The organism is Pseudomonas sp. W2Oct36, assembly GCF_041060465.1.
Classification (GTDB): Bacteria; Pseudomonadota; Gammaproteobacteria; order Pseudomonadales; family Pseudomonadaceae; genus Aquipseudomonas; species Aquipseudomonas graminis_B.
The window spans coordinates 91,453-108,492 of record NZ_JAUERW010000009.1 but is presented as its reverse complement, the minus strand read 5'-3'; the positions used below and the strand labels follow the sequence as shown (position 1 = coordinate 108,492).

The following is a 17,040-nucleotide window of genomic DNA, read 5'->3' as shown; positions in this document are numbered from 1 at the left end:
ATGGATGAACGCGAAACCTCTAGGAGTGAGCTTGCTCGCGATGGGATTTTCGCCATGATCCATCCATTGGCTGACACCCCCTGATCGCCAGTACGCTCACAGCCCCGTCGACAGCAACGCCCACCTACCCCGCAATCGGCATCACCGTGACGCGCACGTCCGGGTCATGGCTCCCGCCCCCCAGAATCACCCCTCGCAACGGCGACACGTCCGAAAAATCCCTCCCCCACGCCAGACTGATGTGCTCAAGCGCAGGCTGAACGTTGTTGGTCGGATCGAAATCCACCCACCCCAGCACCGGACAGAACACTGACACCCACGCGTGGGACGCATCGGCACCGATCAGCCGTGGCTGACCGGGCGGCGGCTGGGTCAGCAGATAGCCGCTGACATAACGCGCCGCCAGCCCGCGCGACCGGACGCACGCCAGCATCAAATGAGCGAAGTCCTGACAGACGCCACGGCGGGTTTCCAGGACCTCCACCAACGGCGTCGCAACCTGAGTCGCCTCGCCGTCAAACGTGAATTCTTCGAATATCTTCTCCATCAGCGCCTGCGCGCACAGCAGTACCGGCCGCCCCGCGGGAAAGCAACTGGCGGAGAACTCGACAAACGTCTGCTTCAGGTGCACGTAGGGCGATTCGAAGCGATAGCGGCAGGCATCAAGGATATCCGGCGCCATTCTCGACGCGCTGTAGGTCAGCCGGTGCTGGGCCTCATCCCACGAAGCGGAAGCATTGAAATCCAGCAGCGGGCGTTCCAGCACTTCAATGCGCAGGCGCGCGTTGACCTGCAGCTCATCGTGGGGGCGTTCGAACGCCAGACGCGTCAGCGGATTGCCGAACACGTCCAGTTCATCGCGGCGCGTGGTCGGTGTCGGGCTGATGACTAGGTGCTGCTCCAGACAACGCTGCCAGGGACTGCGCCGCGGCCACAGATGCGCAAGTTGCTGGGCCAGGGAAACCGGGCTGTCGTATTTGTAGTGCGTGTCGTGGAGGATCTGATACTGGGCACTGTTCATCAGACCGACACCGTGCGCTGACTGACATCGTCGACGTGGGCGAAATGACGCAGCGCAAGCCGGTCAGAAACATGGCCGCTGGTATCGCCTATGGTCTGCAGCAAATCCGCCAGCCCATCCAGCGCCGCTTTGACGCTGCTCTCGCCGAAGAGCCCTTCTTCCAGGCAACCCAGATCGAACATCGACAGCCGCTGAATCAGCGCCGCGAGACTGTTGTCCTGGGGCACGCCGAAATCCTCGTTCATGCGTTTCACCGAGCGGGCCACCAGCTTGAGCTGAAACAACACCGCGTGGGGGTTCTGATCGTCCAGCACCAGCAAATCGAGCACCGGGATCAACTGCGGCAGCGCCAGATAGCGCGAGCGGTAAGTGATCCCGCTGTTACCCAGTTCAAGCAGCCCGTCCAGCGCATCCTGATGAAATACCGCGTCGCTGCGCAGGAATGCCGCCAGCGTCGTGCACAGAAACTGCAAGCGCTCGATGCGCCGCCCGATCATCAGGAAGCGCCAGCCCTCGTCGCGGGTCATGTCGTCCAAGGCAAAACCGGACAACGCCGCCAGTGACATCACCAGCCGGTTGAGGAAATCCAGCAGCTCGCCGAAATCAGGGGTTTCGGTCTCCAGGCTCATCGCTTCCCGCTGCAACTCCACCAGCGCCTGCCAGTTCTCGCGGGACAACTTGCCGCGTACTTGGGACGCCGCCCACTGCAAGCGCTGCAAGTTGGAGCGCAGGCTGAACGGCCAGTCGTCACCCAACAGCGCTTCGAGCAGACGCTCATGCAGCTCGCTCGGTGCTTCTTCGTCTTGAAGCGGCAGGAGGTTCAACCGTTCGGCCAGCTCGACCGCTGCTTGCAGGGCGACCGGATCATCACCGTCGACATAGCGCGTGAGCATGATTCGCAGCAGGCGCGCGCTGTTGTCGCAGCGCTCGCAGTAGCGGCCGAACCAGAACAGATTTTCCACCACCCGCGACGGCAGATACGGGTCGCGACGTACCAGGTCGTGCACACCCAGGGAATGGCGATGTTTCCACGGTTCGCTGCCGAGCGGACGCTCGCCAAGAATCCAGGTGTCCTTGCTTGCGCCGCCGCGCTGCATCGACACCACGTCGGCGTCGGCATCGGCGGCCACGCGGGTCAATCCGCCCGGCAGGACGCGATAGCCATCGGCGGTGGCCACTGCGTATACGCGCATGCCGATGGCGCGGGGCTGCAGCTGGCTGTCCTCGCCCTGCCAAACCGGCGCGTGGGACAACTGCGCCAGTTCTTGAGCCACGTAGGCATAGGGCCTGGCCTGCATGCGCGCGGACAGCGCCTGACGCGCTTCCTCGCTGAGATCGCGGCCGAACACCGGGGCGAAACTCTGGGACGGGAATGCAGGTTTGATGAGCAGCTCCGGCATCTTCTCCAGCGCCTGCGCCAGCACCGGCGGCTCGCCGCACCACCACGTGGCGATCGACGGCAGCAACAGCTCTTCGCCAAACAGGTGTTCGTTGATCTTTGGCAGAAACCCCAACAGCCCCGGCGATTCCAGCACGCCGCTGCCCAGGGCGTTGGCAACCAGCACACGCCCCTGACGCACCGCCTGCAGCAGGCCGGGCACGCCCAGCGCTGAATCTGTGCGCAGTTCCAGCGGATCGCAGAAGTCGTCGTCCAGACGGCGCATGATCGCGTGAACACGACGCAGGCCGCTGAGGGTTTTCAGGTACACCGTGGCGTCGCGTACGGTCAGGTCGCTGCCTTCCACCAGCGGATAGCCCAGCTGACCGGCCAGATAAAGGTGCTCGAAATAGCTCTCGTTGAAACGCCCGGGCGTCAGCAACACCACCAGCGGTGCTTCGTGGCTGGTCGGTGCCTGGCGCGCAAGTGTTTCCTGCAGCGACCGAAAGAAATTGGAGAGGTGCTGGACCTGCAGATCCCGGTACAACTCGGGAAATGCTCGCGACACGATCAGGCGGTTTTCCAGCGCATAACCGGCACCCGACGGCGCCTGAGTCCGGTCGGCGGTCACCCACCAGCGACCGTCGGGCGTGCGCGCCAGGTCCACTGCGTACACATGCAGGAAGGTGCCTTCGGGGGGCGTTACGCCCTGGCATGGCCAGAGAAAATTATTGTGGCCGAACACCAGTTCCGACGGCAGCAGTCCTTCGGCGATCAGTTCCTGCGGACCGTAGAGATCAGCCAGCACGGCATTGAGCAGACGCGCGCGCTGGGCGATGCCGGCCGCCAGCGGCTGCCACTCTTCCATTGGAATCACGTGGGGCAGCATGTCCAGTTCCCAGGGCCGATCGGCACCCTTGGGGTCGGCATAGACGTTATAGGTCACGCCGTTTTCCTGAATCTGCCGGGCGAGCAGCGCCTGACGCTGGATGAGCTGCGCAGGTGTACTGCGCTGGAGATGCTCGTACAGACGCTGCCAGTGCGGCCGAACGGCGCCGCTGGCATCCAGCATCTCGTGATAGGTACCCGGGGTGAGCGGATATTGATCAAGCAGGTCAGGCATGGAAGGCTCGGCAGGCAACAAAAGGACTCGAATCAACAGCGCTTAGACTAGCGCAGACAACATGACACGCAGGCGCCGCTTTCCACGTTTCAAACGTGCGGCACGGCGACCTGATCCCACGTCAGGTCGCCGGCGCGGCTACCGATGCAGGCGCAGGTCCAGGGTCATCGGCAGCTCATCGTTGAGGGTCAACGCGGGAACCTCACGTTTGCCGGGACTGTGGCCGACCCGGAAGAACCGCGCCAGACGTCGGCTTTCCGCTTCATTGGCGTTCACCGGCAGGGTCTCGTAATTGCGCCCGCCAGGGTGGGCGACATAGTACTCGCAGCCCCCCAGCGAGCGCTGCATCCAGGTGTCGAGGATGTCGAAGACCAGCGGCGCATGCACCGGGATTGTCGGCTGCAAGGCATTGGTCGGCTGCCAGGCGCGGTAACGCACGCCGGCGACGAACTCGCCGACGCGCCCGGTCGGTTGCAGGGGCACCGGCACGCCGTTGCAGGTGAGCGTGTAACGCTGCGGCGGCAGACCCGTGACCTTCAGCTGCAAGCGCTCAAGAGACGAGTCCACGTAGCGAACCGCGCCACCGGCTGCACCCTCCTCGCCCAGCACGTGCCACGGTTCCAGCGCCTGACGCAGCTCCAGCTCGATGCCGCTGACGGCGTAGTCGCCGACCTTCGGAAAGCGAAACTCTAGATGCGCCGCGAACCACTCGCCGCGCACGGGATAACCCGCGTCGTTGAGCTCGGCGATAACGTCGGCAAAATCCTGGTCGATAAAGTGCGGCAGCATGAAGCGGTCATGCAGCTCGGTCCCCCAGCGCGCCAGTTTCACCGGTGCATAGGGCTCGCGCCAGAAACGCGCGACCAGTGCCCGAAGCAACAGCTGTTGCGCCAGGCTCATGCGCGCGTGCGGCGGCATTTCGAATGCCCGCAGTTCCAGCAGTCCCAGCCGCCCGGTAGCACCGTCCGGCGAGTACAGCTTGTCGATGCAGAATTCCGCGCGATGGGTATTGCCGGTCACGTCGATCAGCAGGTTGCGCAGCAGCCGGTCCACCAGCCACGGCGCGCATTCCTCGCCCGGCGCGGGCATTTGCGAAAAGGCGATTTCCAGCTCGTACAGCGAGTCATTGCGCGCTTCGTCGACCCGCGGTGCCTGGGAGGTCGGGCCGATGAACAATCCGGAGAACAGGTAGGACAGCGACGGGTGGTTATGCCAGTAGCTCAACAGGCTGCGCAGCAGATCCGGCCGACGCAAGAAGGGCGAGTCGCCCGGCGTCGCGCCACCGAGGACAAAATGGTTACCGCCGCCGGTGCCGGTGTGGCGCCCGTCGATCATGAATTTCTCGGTGGTCAGCCGGGTCAGACGCGCCTGCTCGTAGAGAAACTCGGTGCGTTCCACCAGCTCATCCCAGGTGGACGACGGCTGTACGTTCACTTCAATCACGCCAGGATCCGGGGTGATGCGGAAGTTCGCCAGACGCGGATCGCTCGGCGGCTCGTAACCTTCCAGCAACACCGGGCAGCGCATGTCCTCGGCCGTCGCTTCAATGGCGGCAACCAATTCCAGATAGGCCTCAAGGGATTGCAGCGGCGGCATGAACAGATACAACCGTCCGCCCCGTGCTTCGGCGCTGAGTGCCGTGCGGGTGAGCCAATCGGCAGACTCGTCGATCTCGGGTTCGCGGTCGACGCTCGGATCGCCCTGCTCCGACAGGCTGTTCAGTCGCGACTGAACCTCGTCGCGGTCGGGCAGCTCGGCAAATGCCTGATTGTGGTCGGTCGGGTGGATGTAGGGATATTCCGCCGCCTTGACCCATGGCTGCGAGGCCAGCGGCAGGCGATAGCCAAGGGCGGAATCCCCCGGCACCAGGCGGCAATGCTCGTCGCGCAGGTACCAGCGACCGCTCTGCCATTGATCGTCGGCGGCGGTTCGCGCCAACGGCAGAACGTGGCCAATGATCGTGTCCAACCCTTGGGAAAACACTTTGCGCAGACGGGCGCGCTCAAGGGGGTCCTCAAGACGTGAGGCTTCGGCGCTGACGTTTTTGGGCAGCGCGCCCTCGCGCCACAGGTAATAGAAATTGTCTTCGTACGCCGGGAAAACGTAACGCGTCGGCAGCTTCAGCCTCTCGGCAACGCTGCGCAGGAAACTGCCCGCCATCTCGCTGTCGGCGCCATAGTCCCGGGTTTCATCAGCGATCAGCGCATTGTTGCGCCACACCGGTTGCCCGTCCCTGCGCCAGAAGCAGTTCAGCGACCAGCGCGGGAGTTGCTCACCGGGGTACCACTTGCCCTGACCGAAATGAACGATGCCCTGGGGCGCGTAATGGTCTCGCATGCGCTGGTACAGCTCGGCGGAGAGCAGGCGCTTCTTCGGCCCCAGCGCAGCGGTGTTCCATTCCTCGCCGTCACGGTCGTCGATGGACACAAAGGTCGGCTCGCCGCCCATGGTCAGGCGCACGTCGTGGGCAACCAGATCGCTGTCGATCTGGCGTCCCAGCGCTTGAATGTCCTGCCACTGCGCTTCGGTGTAGGGCTGGGTGACGCGCGGCGCTTCCCAGATACGCTCCACCGACATCTCGTGGGTGAACTCGGTGTTGCAAGGCTCGACCATGCCACTGATCGGGGCCGCCGAAGACGGCTCGGGGCTGCACGCCAGCGGAATGTGCCCCTCACCTGCGAACAAGCCTGAGGTCGCGTCGAGGCCCACCCATCCAGCGCCCGGCAGGTACACCTCGCACCAGGCGTGCAAGTCTGTGAAATCAATGTCAGTGCCAGACGGTCCGTCCAGCGCTTTGACATCGGCCTTGAGCTGAATCAGATAACCGGACACGAACCGCGCGGCGAGGCCCAGGTGACGCAGCAACTGCACCAGCAACCAGGCCGAATCACGGCAGGACCCCGACGCGTTTTCGAGGGTGTATTCCGGCGTCTGAATGCCCGGTTCCATACGGATCAGGTAACCGATGTCGTTGGCCAGACGCTGGTTGAGCCCCACCAGAAAGTCGATCGCCGGAATCGGCGTGCGGTCGATGCTGTCCAGGTACGCCTGGAATCTTGGAGTCAGCGGCAGCTTTTCCAGATAGGGCTGCAGCTCGTGGTGCTCTTCTCGGGCATAAGTGAAGGGGATCTTCTCGGCATAGGGCTCAAGGAAGAAATCGAACGGATTGAACACCGCCATTTCGGCGACCAGGTCCACTTCGATGCGCAACTCGCTGGTCTTTTCCGGGAACACTAACCGCGCCAGGTAATTACCCTGAGGGTCCTGCTGCCAGTTGATGAAGTGGTTTTCGGGGAGGACGTTCAGCGAATACGACAGCACACGCGTGCGGCTGTGGGCCGCCGGGCGCAAGCGGACGATCTGCGGACCCAGCTCTACCGCGCGTTCGTAGCGGTAATGCGTGACATGGTGCAAGGCAATGTGAATCGACACGGCGTGCCTCCTGCGAGCCTGGACGGTAACGGAGCTGCGCAAGACTTATGCCACCCCGGCAAATCAGGCGCCCCCGGTGTGGAGGTTGCCTGTTCAGCCAGGCACAGCACCAAAATCGCGCCACCCTCAACGAATGGTGCAAGGGTCGCACGGAAATGAGGCGGGTGGGGTTATTTGCACTGGAATGCAAAACGCCAGCTCGAAAGCTGGCGTTTTGTTGTTCGGTATCGCGCGGCGCGGGACCTTAGCGTGGAAAGACCGGCTGACGCGAAGGCTTCTTGCTTTTGCCGCCTTTGCCACCCTTGGCGGCATCAGCGCGTTCCTTGGCGGCGTCCCGGTTACGAGCTGCCGCAGCGGCCTTGGCCTCTTCGCGCTTGTCCCAAGGCTTGCTGCCGTCGCTCGCACGTTGAGGCAAACCCGTGTGCTGCGTCAGGATCTTGGTGGTCTTGGCGACCTTATGACTACCGGCCGGCGTCGAGTTCTTGCGGCGCGCGCTCTGATAGCTATCGGTTTCAACCTGATGCAGCGGAATCAACTGGTGCTTGCCCGGCCCGATCAGATCGGCACGGCCCATCCGCTCAAGCGCTTCACGCAGCATCGGCCAGCCCTTCGGATCGTGGTAGCGCAGGAACGCCTTGTGCAGACGGCGCTGCTCCTCGCTCTTGACGATGGTGACCGAGTCGCTCTTGTACGTGACCTTGCGCAACGGGTTCTTGCCGGAGTGGTACATGGCCGTCGCACTGGCCATCGGCGACGGATAGAACGCCTGCACCTGATCCGCACGGAAGCCGTTGCCCTTGAGCCACAGCGCCAGGTTCATCATGTCTTCGTCGGTCGTGCCCGGGTGGGCCGCGATGAAGTAAGGAATCAGGTACTGCTCTTTACCCGCCTCCTTGGAGTACTTCTCGAACATGCGCTTGAACTTGTCATAGCTGCCAATGCCCGGCTTCATCATCTGGTTGAGCGGGCCTTCTTCGGTATGCTCAGGCGCAATCTTCAGGTAACCGCCGACGTGGTGCGTCACCAGTTCCTTGACGTACTCGGGAGATTCAACGGCCAGGTCGTACCGCAGACCGGACGCGATCAGAATCTTCTTCACGCCGGGCAGTTCACGGGCGCTGCGGTACAGCTGAATCAATGCCGAGTGATCGGTGTTCAGGTTCGGGCAGATACCCGGGAACACGCACGACGGCTTGCGGCACGCCGATTCGATTTCCGGGCTCTTGCAGGCGATGCGATACATGTTCGCCGTCGGCCCGCCGAGGTCGGAAATCACGCCGGTGAAACCAGGGACCTTGTCCCGGATCTCTTCAATCTCGCGAATGATCGAGTCGTGGGAACGGTTCTGGATGATCCGGCCTTCGTGCTCGGTGATCGAGCAGAACGTACAGCCGCCGAAGCAGCCGCGCATGATGTTCACCGAGAAACGGATCATGTCGTAGGCCGGGATCTTCTCCTTGCCATACACCGGGTGCGGAATGCGCGCGTAAGGCATGCCGAACACGTAGTCCATTTCTTCGGTGGTCATCGGAATGGGCGGAGGATTGAACCAGACGTCCACTTCGCCGTGCTTCTGGACCAGTGCGCGGGCGTTGCCCGGGTTGGTTTCCAGGTGCAGGACGCGGTTGGCGTGGGCATAGAGCACCGCGTCGCCGCGCACTTTTTCCATCGACGGCAGACGGATGACCGTCTTGTCGCGAGTCATGCGCGGGCTCGCCAGAATCTGCACGACCTTCGCTTCGTTCGGATCCTCAACGTCACCCTTTTCCTGCTCGATGGCACAGGCCTGGGTGTCCTGAGTGTTCACGTACGGGTTGATGATCTTGTCGATCTTGCCTGGACGGTCGATACGCGTGGAATCGACTTCATACCAGCCTTCCGGCGTATCACGGCGAATGAATGCCGTGCCGCGAACGTCGGTGATGCTTTCGATCGTCTCGCCATAGGACAGGCGGGTCGCCACTTCAACGATGGCCCGCTCGGCGTTGCCGTACAGCAGAATGTCGGCGCAGGCGTCGATCAGGATCGAATTGCGAACCTTGTCCTGCCAGTAGTCGTAGTGAGCGATGCGGCGCAGCGATGCTTCGATGCCACCCAGAACGATCGGCACGTTCTTGTAGGCTTCCTTGCAGCGCTGGCTGTAGACCAGACTCGCACGGTCCGGACGCTTGCCCGCCATGCCGCCCGGCGTGTAAGCATCGTCGGACCGAATCTTTTTGTCGGCGGTGTAACGGTTGATCATCGAGTCCATGTTGCCGGCCGCGACGCCGAAGAACAGGTTCGGCTCGCCGAGCTTCATGAAGTCGTCTTTTGACTTCCAGTCAGGCTGCGCAATGATCCCGACGCGGAAGCCTTGGGACTCCAGCAGCCGGCCAATGATTGCCATGCCAAACGAGGGGTGATCCACGTAAGCATCACCCGTGACAATGATGATGTCGCAGGAATCCCAGCCAAGCTGATCCATTTCTTCCCGGCTCATGGGCAGGAAAGGCGCTGGTCCGAAACATTCGGCCCAGTACTTCGGATAGTCAAATAACGGCTTGGCTGCTTGCATATCGATGACCAGTGTTCGTGTCTGGGGGCGATTTTCGCTTGGAAATTCGCGGGCGCGGAGAATAGCACAAATTTTGATCAAATCCGACGACAGTAGTCGGATAAGTGATCGGCTCGACTCGCGACTCTGGCACCCTTCCGGCATCAAAGTCGCGATCCAGAGGCCTACTTATTCATCATCATCAAAGTTGTAACTGCCCGGTGCGAGGTTCTCGAAGCGGGTGTACTTGCCGATGAACGCCAGCCGGATAAACCCGATCGGGCCGTTCCGCTGCTTGCCGATGATGATTTCAGCGATGCCTTTGTGTTCGGTCTCGGGGTGATACACCTCATCCCGGTAGACGAACATGATGACGTCGGCGTCCTGCTCGATCGCTCCGGATTCCCGCAAGTCGGAGTTCACCGGGCGCTTGTTGGGACGCTGTTCGAGGGAGCGGTTGAGCTGGGACAGCGCGACCACCGGGCAATTGAATTCCTTGGCGAGCGCTTTCAACGAACGGGAGATCTCGGAAATCTCGTTCGTCCGGTTATCGCCGCTTGAGCCAGGGATCTGCATCAGTTGCAGGTAGTCGATCATGATCAGGCCGATATCGCCATGTTCGCGGACCAGCCGCCGCGTGCGCGCTCGCATCTCGGAGGGGCTGATGCCGGCCGTGTCATCGATGAACAACTTGCGATCGTTGAGCAGGTTGACCGCCGATGTCAGGCGCGGCCAGTCATCGTCATCGAGCTGACCGGAACGGACCTTGGTCTGATCGATACGACCAAGCGACGAAAGCATACGCATGATCAGCGATTCGCCTGGCATCTCCAGCGAGTAGACCAGCACCACCTTGTCGCTGCGCAGCACCGCGTTTTCTACCAGGTTCATCGCGAAGGTGGTCTTACCCATCGACGGACGACCCGCCACGATGATCAGGTCAGACTGCTGCAGACCGCTGGTCTTTTCATCCAGGTCGGCGTAACCGGTAGAGAGACCGGTGATGCCGTCGCCGATGTTGAACAGCGTATCGATACGGTCAATCGCCCGGGTCAGCAGGTCGTTGACGCTGACCGGGCCGCCTGTCTTGGGCCGCGCTTCGGCGATCTGGAAGATCTGCCGTTCGGCCTCGTCGAGTATCTCTTCGGCGGTACGCCCCTCCGGGTTGAACGCACTGTCAGCGATCTCGGTACTGATGCCGATCAACTGACGCAGCGTTGCGCGCTGACGAACGATCTGGGCATACGCCTTGATGTTCGCAACCGACGGGATGTTCTTCGCGAGTTCCGACAGGTAACCGAGGCCACCGACTTGCGACGTCTGGCCTTCCTTGTCGAGCTGCTCGGCGAGGGTCACGACGTCAATCGGCTGGTTTTGATCCGCCAGCTTGGCAATGGCGCGGAATATCAGACGGTGGTCATGACGATAGAAGTCGCCATCCGACACCTGATCAAGCACGCGCTCCCAGGCGTTGTTGTCCAGCATCAAACCACCGAGCACGGCCTGTTCGGCCTCGATGGAATGCGGCGGCACCTTCAGGGCAGCGGTTTGCAGGTCATATTGCTCGGGAGCGGAGATGTCGTTCATGGCCACACGGAAATCAGGGGGTTGAATCAGGATACTCAGAAATGACAAAGGGCACGACCTGCGAACAGGAACGTGCCCAATGCTAACCGACCGAGGAGCGAGTCATCAGTCGGTCAGACCTCTGCACCGAAGCGCAGAAACCATACTGCTTAAGCAGCTACAACAACAACGCGAACGGTAGCTTCAACATCGCTGTGCAGGTGCACGGCTACGTCGTATTCGCCAACGTTACGGATGGTGCCGTTCGGCAGACGAACTTCAGCTTTAGCCACTTCAACGCCAGAGGCGGTCAGTGCGTCAGCGATGTCGTGAGTACCGATCGAACCGAACAGCTTGCCTTCGTCACCAGCGGTGGCAGTGATAGTCACTTCCAGCTCAGCCAGTTGAGCAGCACGAGTTTCAGCAGAAGCTTTCTTCTCGGCGGCAGCTTTTTCCAGCTCTGCACGACGCTCTTCAAACGCGGCCACGTTGGCAGCGGTTGCAGCGGTTGCTTTGCCGAAAGGCAGCAGGAAGTTACGACCGTAGCCAGCCTTAACGTTTACTTTATCGCCCAGGTTGCCCAGGTTGGCGACTTTTTCCAGCAGGATGAGTTCCATTTGGTAAAACCTCTTAACTTTAACCTTCACCGTTCGCAGAACCGTTATCGGCATCTTTCGACGCCAGACGGCCGCGAAAATCAATCAGGCTGTCGACAATGGCAAACACCACCAGCAACGGATAGATCAGCTGCATGAACAGCAACAGCGTGACGTACAACCCCACCAGCCAGAACCGTGTCAGGCGCTTCGCAGCGACCAGACCGTGAATCAGGGCCAGGCCCGCGAACATGAGCGGCACGCTGCACAACGGTGTCAGCATCGCCAGTTGAGGACCGAAGTTCGGCCCCACCAACATGCACACCAGCAGCACCAGCATCGGTGCCCGCGGGAGTTTCAGGCTGCGAAATTCGCGTCCGAAACCGCCCGGGTTATACAACAACGCCTGCCAGTACCGCCCAAGGAGCAGGCATACCACGCTGACGATCTGCAACAACGCTGCAATCAGGCCATTGAGGACGGGCGTAATCAGTGCCCCCAGACGCGCTCGCTCTTCTACCGACATCTGCTGGTAGACATCACCGAAGACGTGGGGCAGGAGCTTTTGCAGCTCCCCCGCCATGGCTTCGATGGGCTCGCGAAACACCGCGCCCAGAACCACTGCATACAACAATCCAACCGCCACGCTGACCAGCAGCACGCGGACCCAGGACTCGCTGGCACGCAACACGGCGGCCAGCCCCCAGGAACCCAGCAACACCATCAGGGTGCGAGGTTCACCGAAATACCACCAGACCAACGCCGGCAGCAGAGCCCAGGCAAGGACGCCCAGGGCGTCACTCATCCCGCGTCGCAGGAGCACAAGGCAACCTGCGGCAGCACTCAACCAGAACAACAGCGGCAATGCCGCACATCCAACCACTACGAGAGTGGCCTGCATGCGGCCGCGCATGATGAATTCAGCCATGGCGCGCATGCGATCTATCCCTTACTGCGTTTGTCGACTACCTGGTCTCAGCGGCCGTGGCTGTCGGTGTAGGCCAACAGGGCCAGGAAGCGGGCGCGCTTGATAGCGGTAGCCAGCTGACGCTGATAACGAGCTTTGGTACCAGTAATGCGGCTAGGAACGATCTTGCCGGTTTCAGATACGTAGGCTTTCAGGGTGTTGAGATCTTTGTAATCGATCTCCTTCACATTTTCAGCTGTGAAGCGGCAGAATTTACGACGACGGAAGAAACGTGCCATGTAATGGGCTCCTCAAAAGGTCCGTGGATTACTCGTCAGCGTTATCGCTGTTGTCGCTGTCATCACCATCGGCGCCATCGGCGTCGGAGTGCTCAGGACGGTCGCGACGCTCACGGCGCTCACTGCGGTTTTCTTCAGCCTTGAGCATTTCGGACTGGCCAGTAACAGCTTCGTCGCGACGGATGACAAGGTTACGGATCACGGCATCGTTGTAACGGAAGTTGTCTTCCAGCTCGGCCAGGGCCTTGCCAGTGCACTCAACGTTCAGCATCACGTAGTGAGCCTTGTGAACATTGTTGATTGCATAGGCCAGTTGACGACGGCCCCAATCTTCCAGACGGTGGATCTTGCCGCCGTCTTCTTCGATCAGCTTGGTGTAACGCTCTACCATGCCGCCGACTTGCTCGCTCTGGTCCGGGTGAACCAGAAAGATGATTTCGTAATGACGCATGAATGCTCCTTACGGGTTGTAGCCTGCCGCCAAAGCGGTCAGACAAGGAGTGAATAACACTGGTTTATCTTGCACAGGGACAGGCACATGAGCGCCTGCCATGACAGCAAGGGGCGCAATTGTAGAGAAGGGGTCGGAGGGGCGCAAGGAGATTGGTGAATATTTGAACAATGACGCTGAGCTACAAGCTACAAGCTACAAGCTACAAGCTACAAGCTACAAGCTGAAGCATAACCGGCTTGCAGCTTGAGGCTTGGGGCTTGCCACTCTTGGCTGACTACTTCTTGGCAGCAGCGCGCTGACGCAGGGCTTCGAACAGGCAGACGCCTGTGGCAACCGAAACGTTTAGACTGCTCACGCTGCCAGCCATCGGCAGGCGCACCAGATAGTCGCAATGCTCGCGGGTCAGGCGGCGCATGCCTTTGCCTTCGGCACCCATGATCAGGATGGTCGGGCCGGTCAGGTCCTGCTGATACAACTCCTGCTCGGCCTCGCCCGCAGTGCCGACGACCCACAGACCACGTTGCTGAAGTTTTTCCAGCGTGCGTGCCAGGTTGGTCACGGCCACAAGAGGGATCACCTCCGCCGCACCGCATGCCACTTTTCGAACGGTCGGCGTCAATGTCGCAGACTTGTCCTTGGGCACGATCACCGCCAGAGCGCCGGCTGCGTCGGCAGTCCGCAGGCAGGCGCCGAGGTTATGGGGGTCAGTAACGCCATCAAGCACCAGGATCAGTGGCGGACCTTCAGTGCGATCGAGCAACTCGTCGAGCATCGCCTCGCCCCAGACCTGGCTCGGACTGACATCCGCCACTACGCCCTGGTGAACACCCTCGACCCACGCATCCATCTCGCGGCGCTCGGCCTGACCCACCGACACACGATTCTGCGCGGCGAGCTCGATAAGCACCTGAACCCGCGGATCGCTGCGCCCTTCAGCCAGCCAGATCTGCTTGACCCGCTTCGGGTGATGACGCAACAACGCCTCTACGGCATGAACACCGTAGATTTTTTCCAGCTGACTCATGACTTCGCCTTAGGTTTGCGCACGCTGCCACTGCCTGAAGCAGAGGTCGAGCCCGATTTGGACGACCCCTTGCGATGCTTGCTGGTTTTACCGGAAGCGCCGGCAGAGTCACTCGTCGACTTTCCCGACGATGCCTTGCTACCACCCTTGGCTTCAGTCAGCAGCGCTTTCTTCATCTCACGGCTTTTGCGTACTTCCGCATTCTTGGCAGCCGCATCACCCGGCCGGTAGGCTTCGGCGACAGGCTCTTTCGCGGTGCGGCGACCGGACTTGGAAGCAGACGACGACTCCTTGGAATCCTTGCCCTTCTCCGCCGCAGCAGGCTCGGACGTTCGACGCTTGCGGCCGATCGGCGCGCTGGTGGTCTTTTCGGACATTTCGAAGTCGATCTTGCGCTCGTCCAGATCAACGCGCATCACGCGCACTTCAACGGTATCGCCCAGGCGGAAGCTACGGCCTGTGCGCTCGCCGGCCAGGCGATGATGGACCGGATCGAAGTGGTAGTAGTCACCCGGCAATGCGGTGACGTGAACCAGGCCTTCGACGTAGATATCGGTCAGCTCGACGAACAGACCAAAGCCGGTAACAGCCGTGATCACACCCGGGAACGACTCGCCAACGCGGTCTTTCATGAACTCGCATTTCAGCCAGTTCGTGACGTCGCGTGTCGCCTCATCGGCACGGCGCTCGCTCATCGAGCACTGCTCGCCCAATTGCTCGAGCATCGCTTCGTCGTACGGGTAAATACGGGCCTTCGGAATGGCGGGAGCACCGGCACGGCGGACGTGCGGGGTTTCCTGCTTGGAGCGGATCACACTGCGGATCGCGCGGTGAGTCAGCAAGTCCGGGTAGCGACGAATCGGCGAGGTGAAGTGAGTGTACGCCTCGTAATTCAAGCCGAAGTGACCATGGTTATCGGAGCTGTATACCGCCTGGCTCAACGAACGCAGCATGACAGTCTGGATCAGGTGGTAATCCGGACGGTCCTTGATGGTTTCGAGCAGCGCCTGGTAATCCTTCGGCGTCGGGCCGTCTTTGCCCTTGTGCAGGGAAAGACCCAACTCGCCAAGGAAGGCACGCAGCTTTTCCAGGCGCTCAGGCGGCGGGCCGTCGTGTACGCGGTACAGTGCGGGAATTTCGTGCTTCTTGAGAAACGCTGCAGTCGCCACGTTCGCCGCGAGCATGCACTCTTCAATCAGCTTGTGCGCATCGTTGCGAGTGGTCGGACGGATCTCGGCGATTTTGCGCTCGGAACCGAAAATAATCCGGGTTTCCTGGGTTTCAAAATCGATGGCACCGCGAACATGCCGGGCGCCCAGAAGCACTTTGTACAACGCATAAAGCTGCTTCAGATGCGGTACGACGTCGCCATACTGCTCACGCAGCTGCTTGGCTTCGGCGGCTTTCGGGTGTTCCAGCATCGAGCTGACCTTGTTGTAGGTCAGGCGTGCATGGGAGTGGATCACGGCTTCGTAGAACACGTAGTCAGTCATTTCGCCGGTTTTGGAGATGGTCATCTCGCAAACCATTGCCAGACGATCAACCAGCGGATTCAGCGAGCACAGCCCATTGGACAGCTGCTCAGGCAGCATCGGGATCACGCGCTCGGGGAAATACACCGAGTTGCCGCGCACCTGAGACTCCGCGTCGAGCGCCGAGCCGAGCTTCACGTAGCTTGATACGTCGGCGATGGCCACGTAAAGCTTCCAGCCGCCGGAGAACAGGCGCAGCTTGCCGGGCTTGGCTTCGCAGAAAACGGCATCGTCGAAGTCGCGGGCGTCTTCACCGTCGATGGTGACGAATGGAAGATGACGCAGATCGACGCGGTTTTCCTTGTCCTTCTCCTCCACTTCCGGCTTCAATTTGGCGGCTTCTTTCAGCACAGCCTCGGGCCAGACATGAGGAATGTCGTAGGTACGCAGCGCGACATCGATCTCCATGCCTGGCGCCATGTAATTACCCACAACCTCAACCACGTCGCCTTGCGGCTGAAAACGCGGGGTTGGCCAGTGGGTGATTTTCACCTCGACGAACTGACCGACCTTGGCGCCGTTGTTACGGCCCGGGGTAATCAGCACTTCTTGCTGGATTTTTGGGTTGTCCGGCTGGACGAAACCGATGCCGCTTTCTTCGAAGTAGCGGCCCACTACGGTTTCATGGGCGCGGGAGATGACCTCGACGATGACGCCTTCGCGGCGACCGCGACGGTCCAGGCCCGAGACGCGCGCCAATGCACGGTCACCATCGAACACCAGGCGCATTTGCGCAGGGCTCATGAACAGGTCGTCAGAGCCGTCATCCGGGACCAGGAAGCCGAAGCCGTCACGGTGACCGCTGATGCGACCCAGGATGAGGTCCAGCTTGTCGACCGGCGCGTACGTGCCGCGCCGGGTGTAAATCAGTTGCGCGTCGCGCTCCATGGCACGGAGCCGACGTCGCAGGGCCTCGATCTGATCTTCAGTCGTCAGGCCAAATTCTTCCACCAACTGCTCGCGGGCTGCGGGCGATCCGCGCTCGGAGAGGTGAGCCAGAATCAGCTCACGGCTAGGGATGGGGTTTTCGTATTTTTCCGCTTCACGAGCGGCCTCGGGATCGAGGGACTGCCAATCGGCCATTAGAATGAATTCACCTTATCTGTATGTAATTAGTTTGGCATATACCAGATTGAAACGCGAAGACAGCGTTTGCTGGGACTTTTCGCTATTTC

Annotated in this window: 11 protein-coding genes; all 11 read right to left on the bottom strand. The window is 61.1% G+C overall.

From position 1 onward, the window contains the following. Positions 1-124: 124 nt before the first annotated feature. Positions 125-1,021, bottom strand: a complete 897-nt coding sequence (locus QWI18_RS14220; RefSeq protein WP_192135321.1) for a transglutaminase family protein — start codon at positions 1,019-1,021, stop codon at positions 125-127. After that, positions 1,021-3,522, bottom strand: coding sequence for a circularly permuted type 2 ATP-grasp protein (locus QWI18_RS14215; protein WP_192135323.1), 2,502 nt, complete (start codon positions 3,520-3,522; stop codon positions 1,021-1,023). Before QWI18_RS14215 ends, QWI18_RS14220 begins: the two co-directional genes overlap by 1 nt. Positions 3,523-3,660: 138 nt before the next feature. Beyond that, complete coding sequence (locus QWI18_RS14210) at positions 3,661-6,954, bottom strand: DUF2126 domain-containing protein (protein WP_369319101.1); 3,294 nt, start codon at positions 6,952-6,954, stop codon at positions 3,661-3,663. Positions 6,955-7,198: 244 nt separating this feature from the next. Then, entirely contained in the window at positions 7,199-9,508 is a 2,310-nt protein-coding gene (locus tag QWI18_RS14205) for a YgiQ family radical SAM protein (protein ID WP_108119052.1), read from the bottom strand. 168 nt (positions 9,509-9,676) lie between these two features. Continuing rightward, a complete protein-coding gene (gene dnaB, locus QWI18_RS14200; protein ID WP_065987793.1) occupies positions 9,677-11,074 on the bottom strand; it encodes a replicative DNA helicase in 1,398 nt (465 codons plus the stop codon). A gap of 149 nt (positions 11,075-11,223) precedes the next feature. After that, positions 11,224-11,670: a 50S ribosomal protein L9 gene (gene rplI, locus QWI18_RS14195; RefSeq protein WP_065987794.1), complete on the bottom strand. Its 447-nt coding sequence runs from the start codon at positions 11,668-11,670 to the stop codon at positions 11,224-11,226. 19 nt (positions 11,671-11,689) lie between these two features. Beyond that, the gene (locus tag QWI18_RS14190; RefSeq protein WP_065987795.1) at positions 11,690-12,586 is read right to left on the bottom strand and encodes a hypothetical protein; all 897 of its coding nucleotides are present in this window, start codon (positions 12,584-12,586) and stop codon (positions 11,690-11,692) included. A gap of 38 nt (positions 12,587-12,624) precedes the next feature. Continuing rightward, a complete protein-coding gene (rpsR, locus tag QWI18_RS14185) occupies positions 12,625-12,855 on the bottom strand; it encodes a 30S ribosomal protein S18 (RefSeq protein WP_037015707.1) in 231 nt (76 codons plus the stop codon). Positions 12,856-12,883: 28 nt separating this feature from the next. Next, a complete protein-coding gene (rpsF, locus tag QWI18_RS14180) occupies positions 12,884-13,306 on the bottom strand; it encodes a 30S ribosomal protein S6 (RefSeq protein WP_065987796.1) in 423 nt (140 codons plus the stop codon). A gap of 277 nt (positions 13,307-13,583) precedes the next feature. Then, complete coding sequence (rlmB, locus tag QWI18_RS14175; protein WP_037015712.1) at positions 13,584-14,333, bottom strand: 23S rRNA (guanosine(2251)-2'-O)-methyltransferase RlmB; 750 nt, start codon at positions 14,331-14,333, stop codon at positions 13,584-13,586. Continuing rightward, positions 14,330-16,948, bottom strand: a complete 2,619-nt coding sequence (rnr, locus tag QWI18_RS14170; protein WP_369319100.1) for a ribonuclease R — start codon at positions 16,946-16,948, stop codon at positions 14,330-14,332. Before rnr ends, rlmB begins: the two co-directional genes overlap by 4 nt. Between the last annotated feature and the right edge of the window lie 92 nt (positions 16,949-17,040).

What these genes read in the sequence shown, in the direction of transcription:
- QWI18_RS14190 (WP_065987795.1), bottom strand. Translation starts at nt 12,586, where the DNA reads ATGCGCGCCATGGCTGAATTCATCATGCGCGGCCGCATGCAGGCCACT.
- rnr (WP_369319100.1), bottom strand. Translation starts at nt 16,948, where the DNA reads ATGGCCGATTGGCAGTCCCTCGATCCCGAGGCCGCTCGTGAAGCGGAA.
- QWI18_RS14205 (WP_108119052.1), bottom strand. Translation starts at nt 9,508, where the DNA reads ATGCAAGCAGCCAAGCCGTTATTTGACTATCCGAAGTACTGGGCCGAA.
- rlmB (WP_037015712.1), bottom strand. Translation starts at nt 14,333, where the DNA reads ATGAGTCAGCTGGAAAAAATCTACGGTGTTCATGCCGTAGAGGCGTTG.
- QWI18_RS14215 (WP_192135323.1), bottom strand. Translation starts at nt 3,522, where the DNA reads ATGCCTGACCTGCTTGATCAATATCCGCTCACCCCGGGTACCTATCAC.
- rplI (WP_065987794.1), bottom strand. Translation starts at nt 11,670, where the DNA reads ATGGAACTCATCCTGCTGGAAAAAGTCGCCAACCTGGGCAACCTGGGC.
- rpsR (WP_037015707.1), bottom strand. Translation starts at nt 12,855, where the DNA reads ATGGCACGTTTCTTCCGTCGTCGTAAATTCTGCCGCTTCACAGCTGAA.
- dnaB (WP_065987793.1), bottom strand. Translation starts at nt 11,074, where the DNA reads ATGAACGACATCTCCGCTCCCGAGCAATATGACCTGCAAACCGCTGCC.
- QWI18_RS14220 (WP_192135321.1), bottom strand. Translation starts at nt 1,021, where the DNA reads ATGAACAGTGCCCAGTATCAGATCCTCCACGACACGCACTACAAATAC.
- rpsF (WP_065987796.1), bottom strand. Translation starts at nt 13,306, where the DNA reads ATGCGTCATTACGAAATCATCTTTCTGGTTCACCCGGACCAGAGCGAG.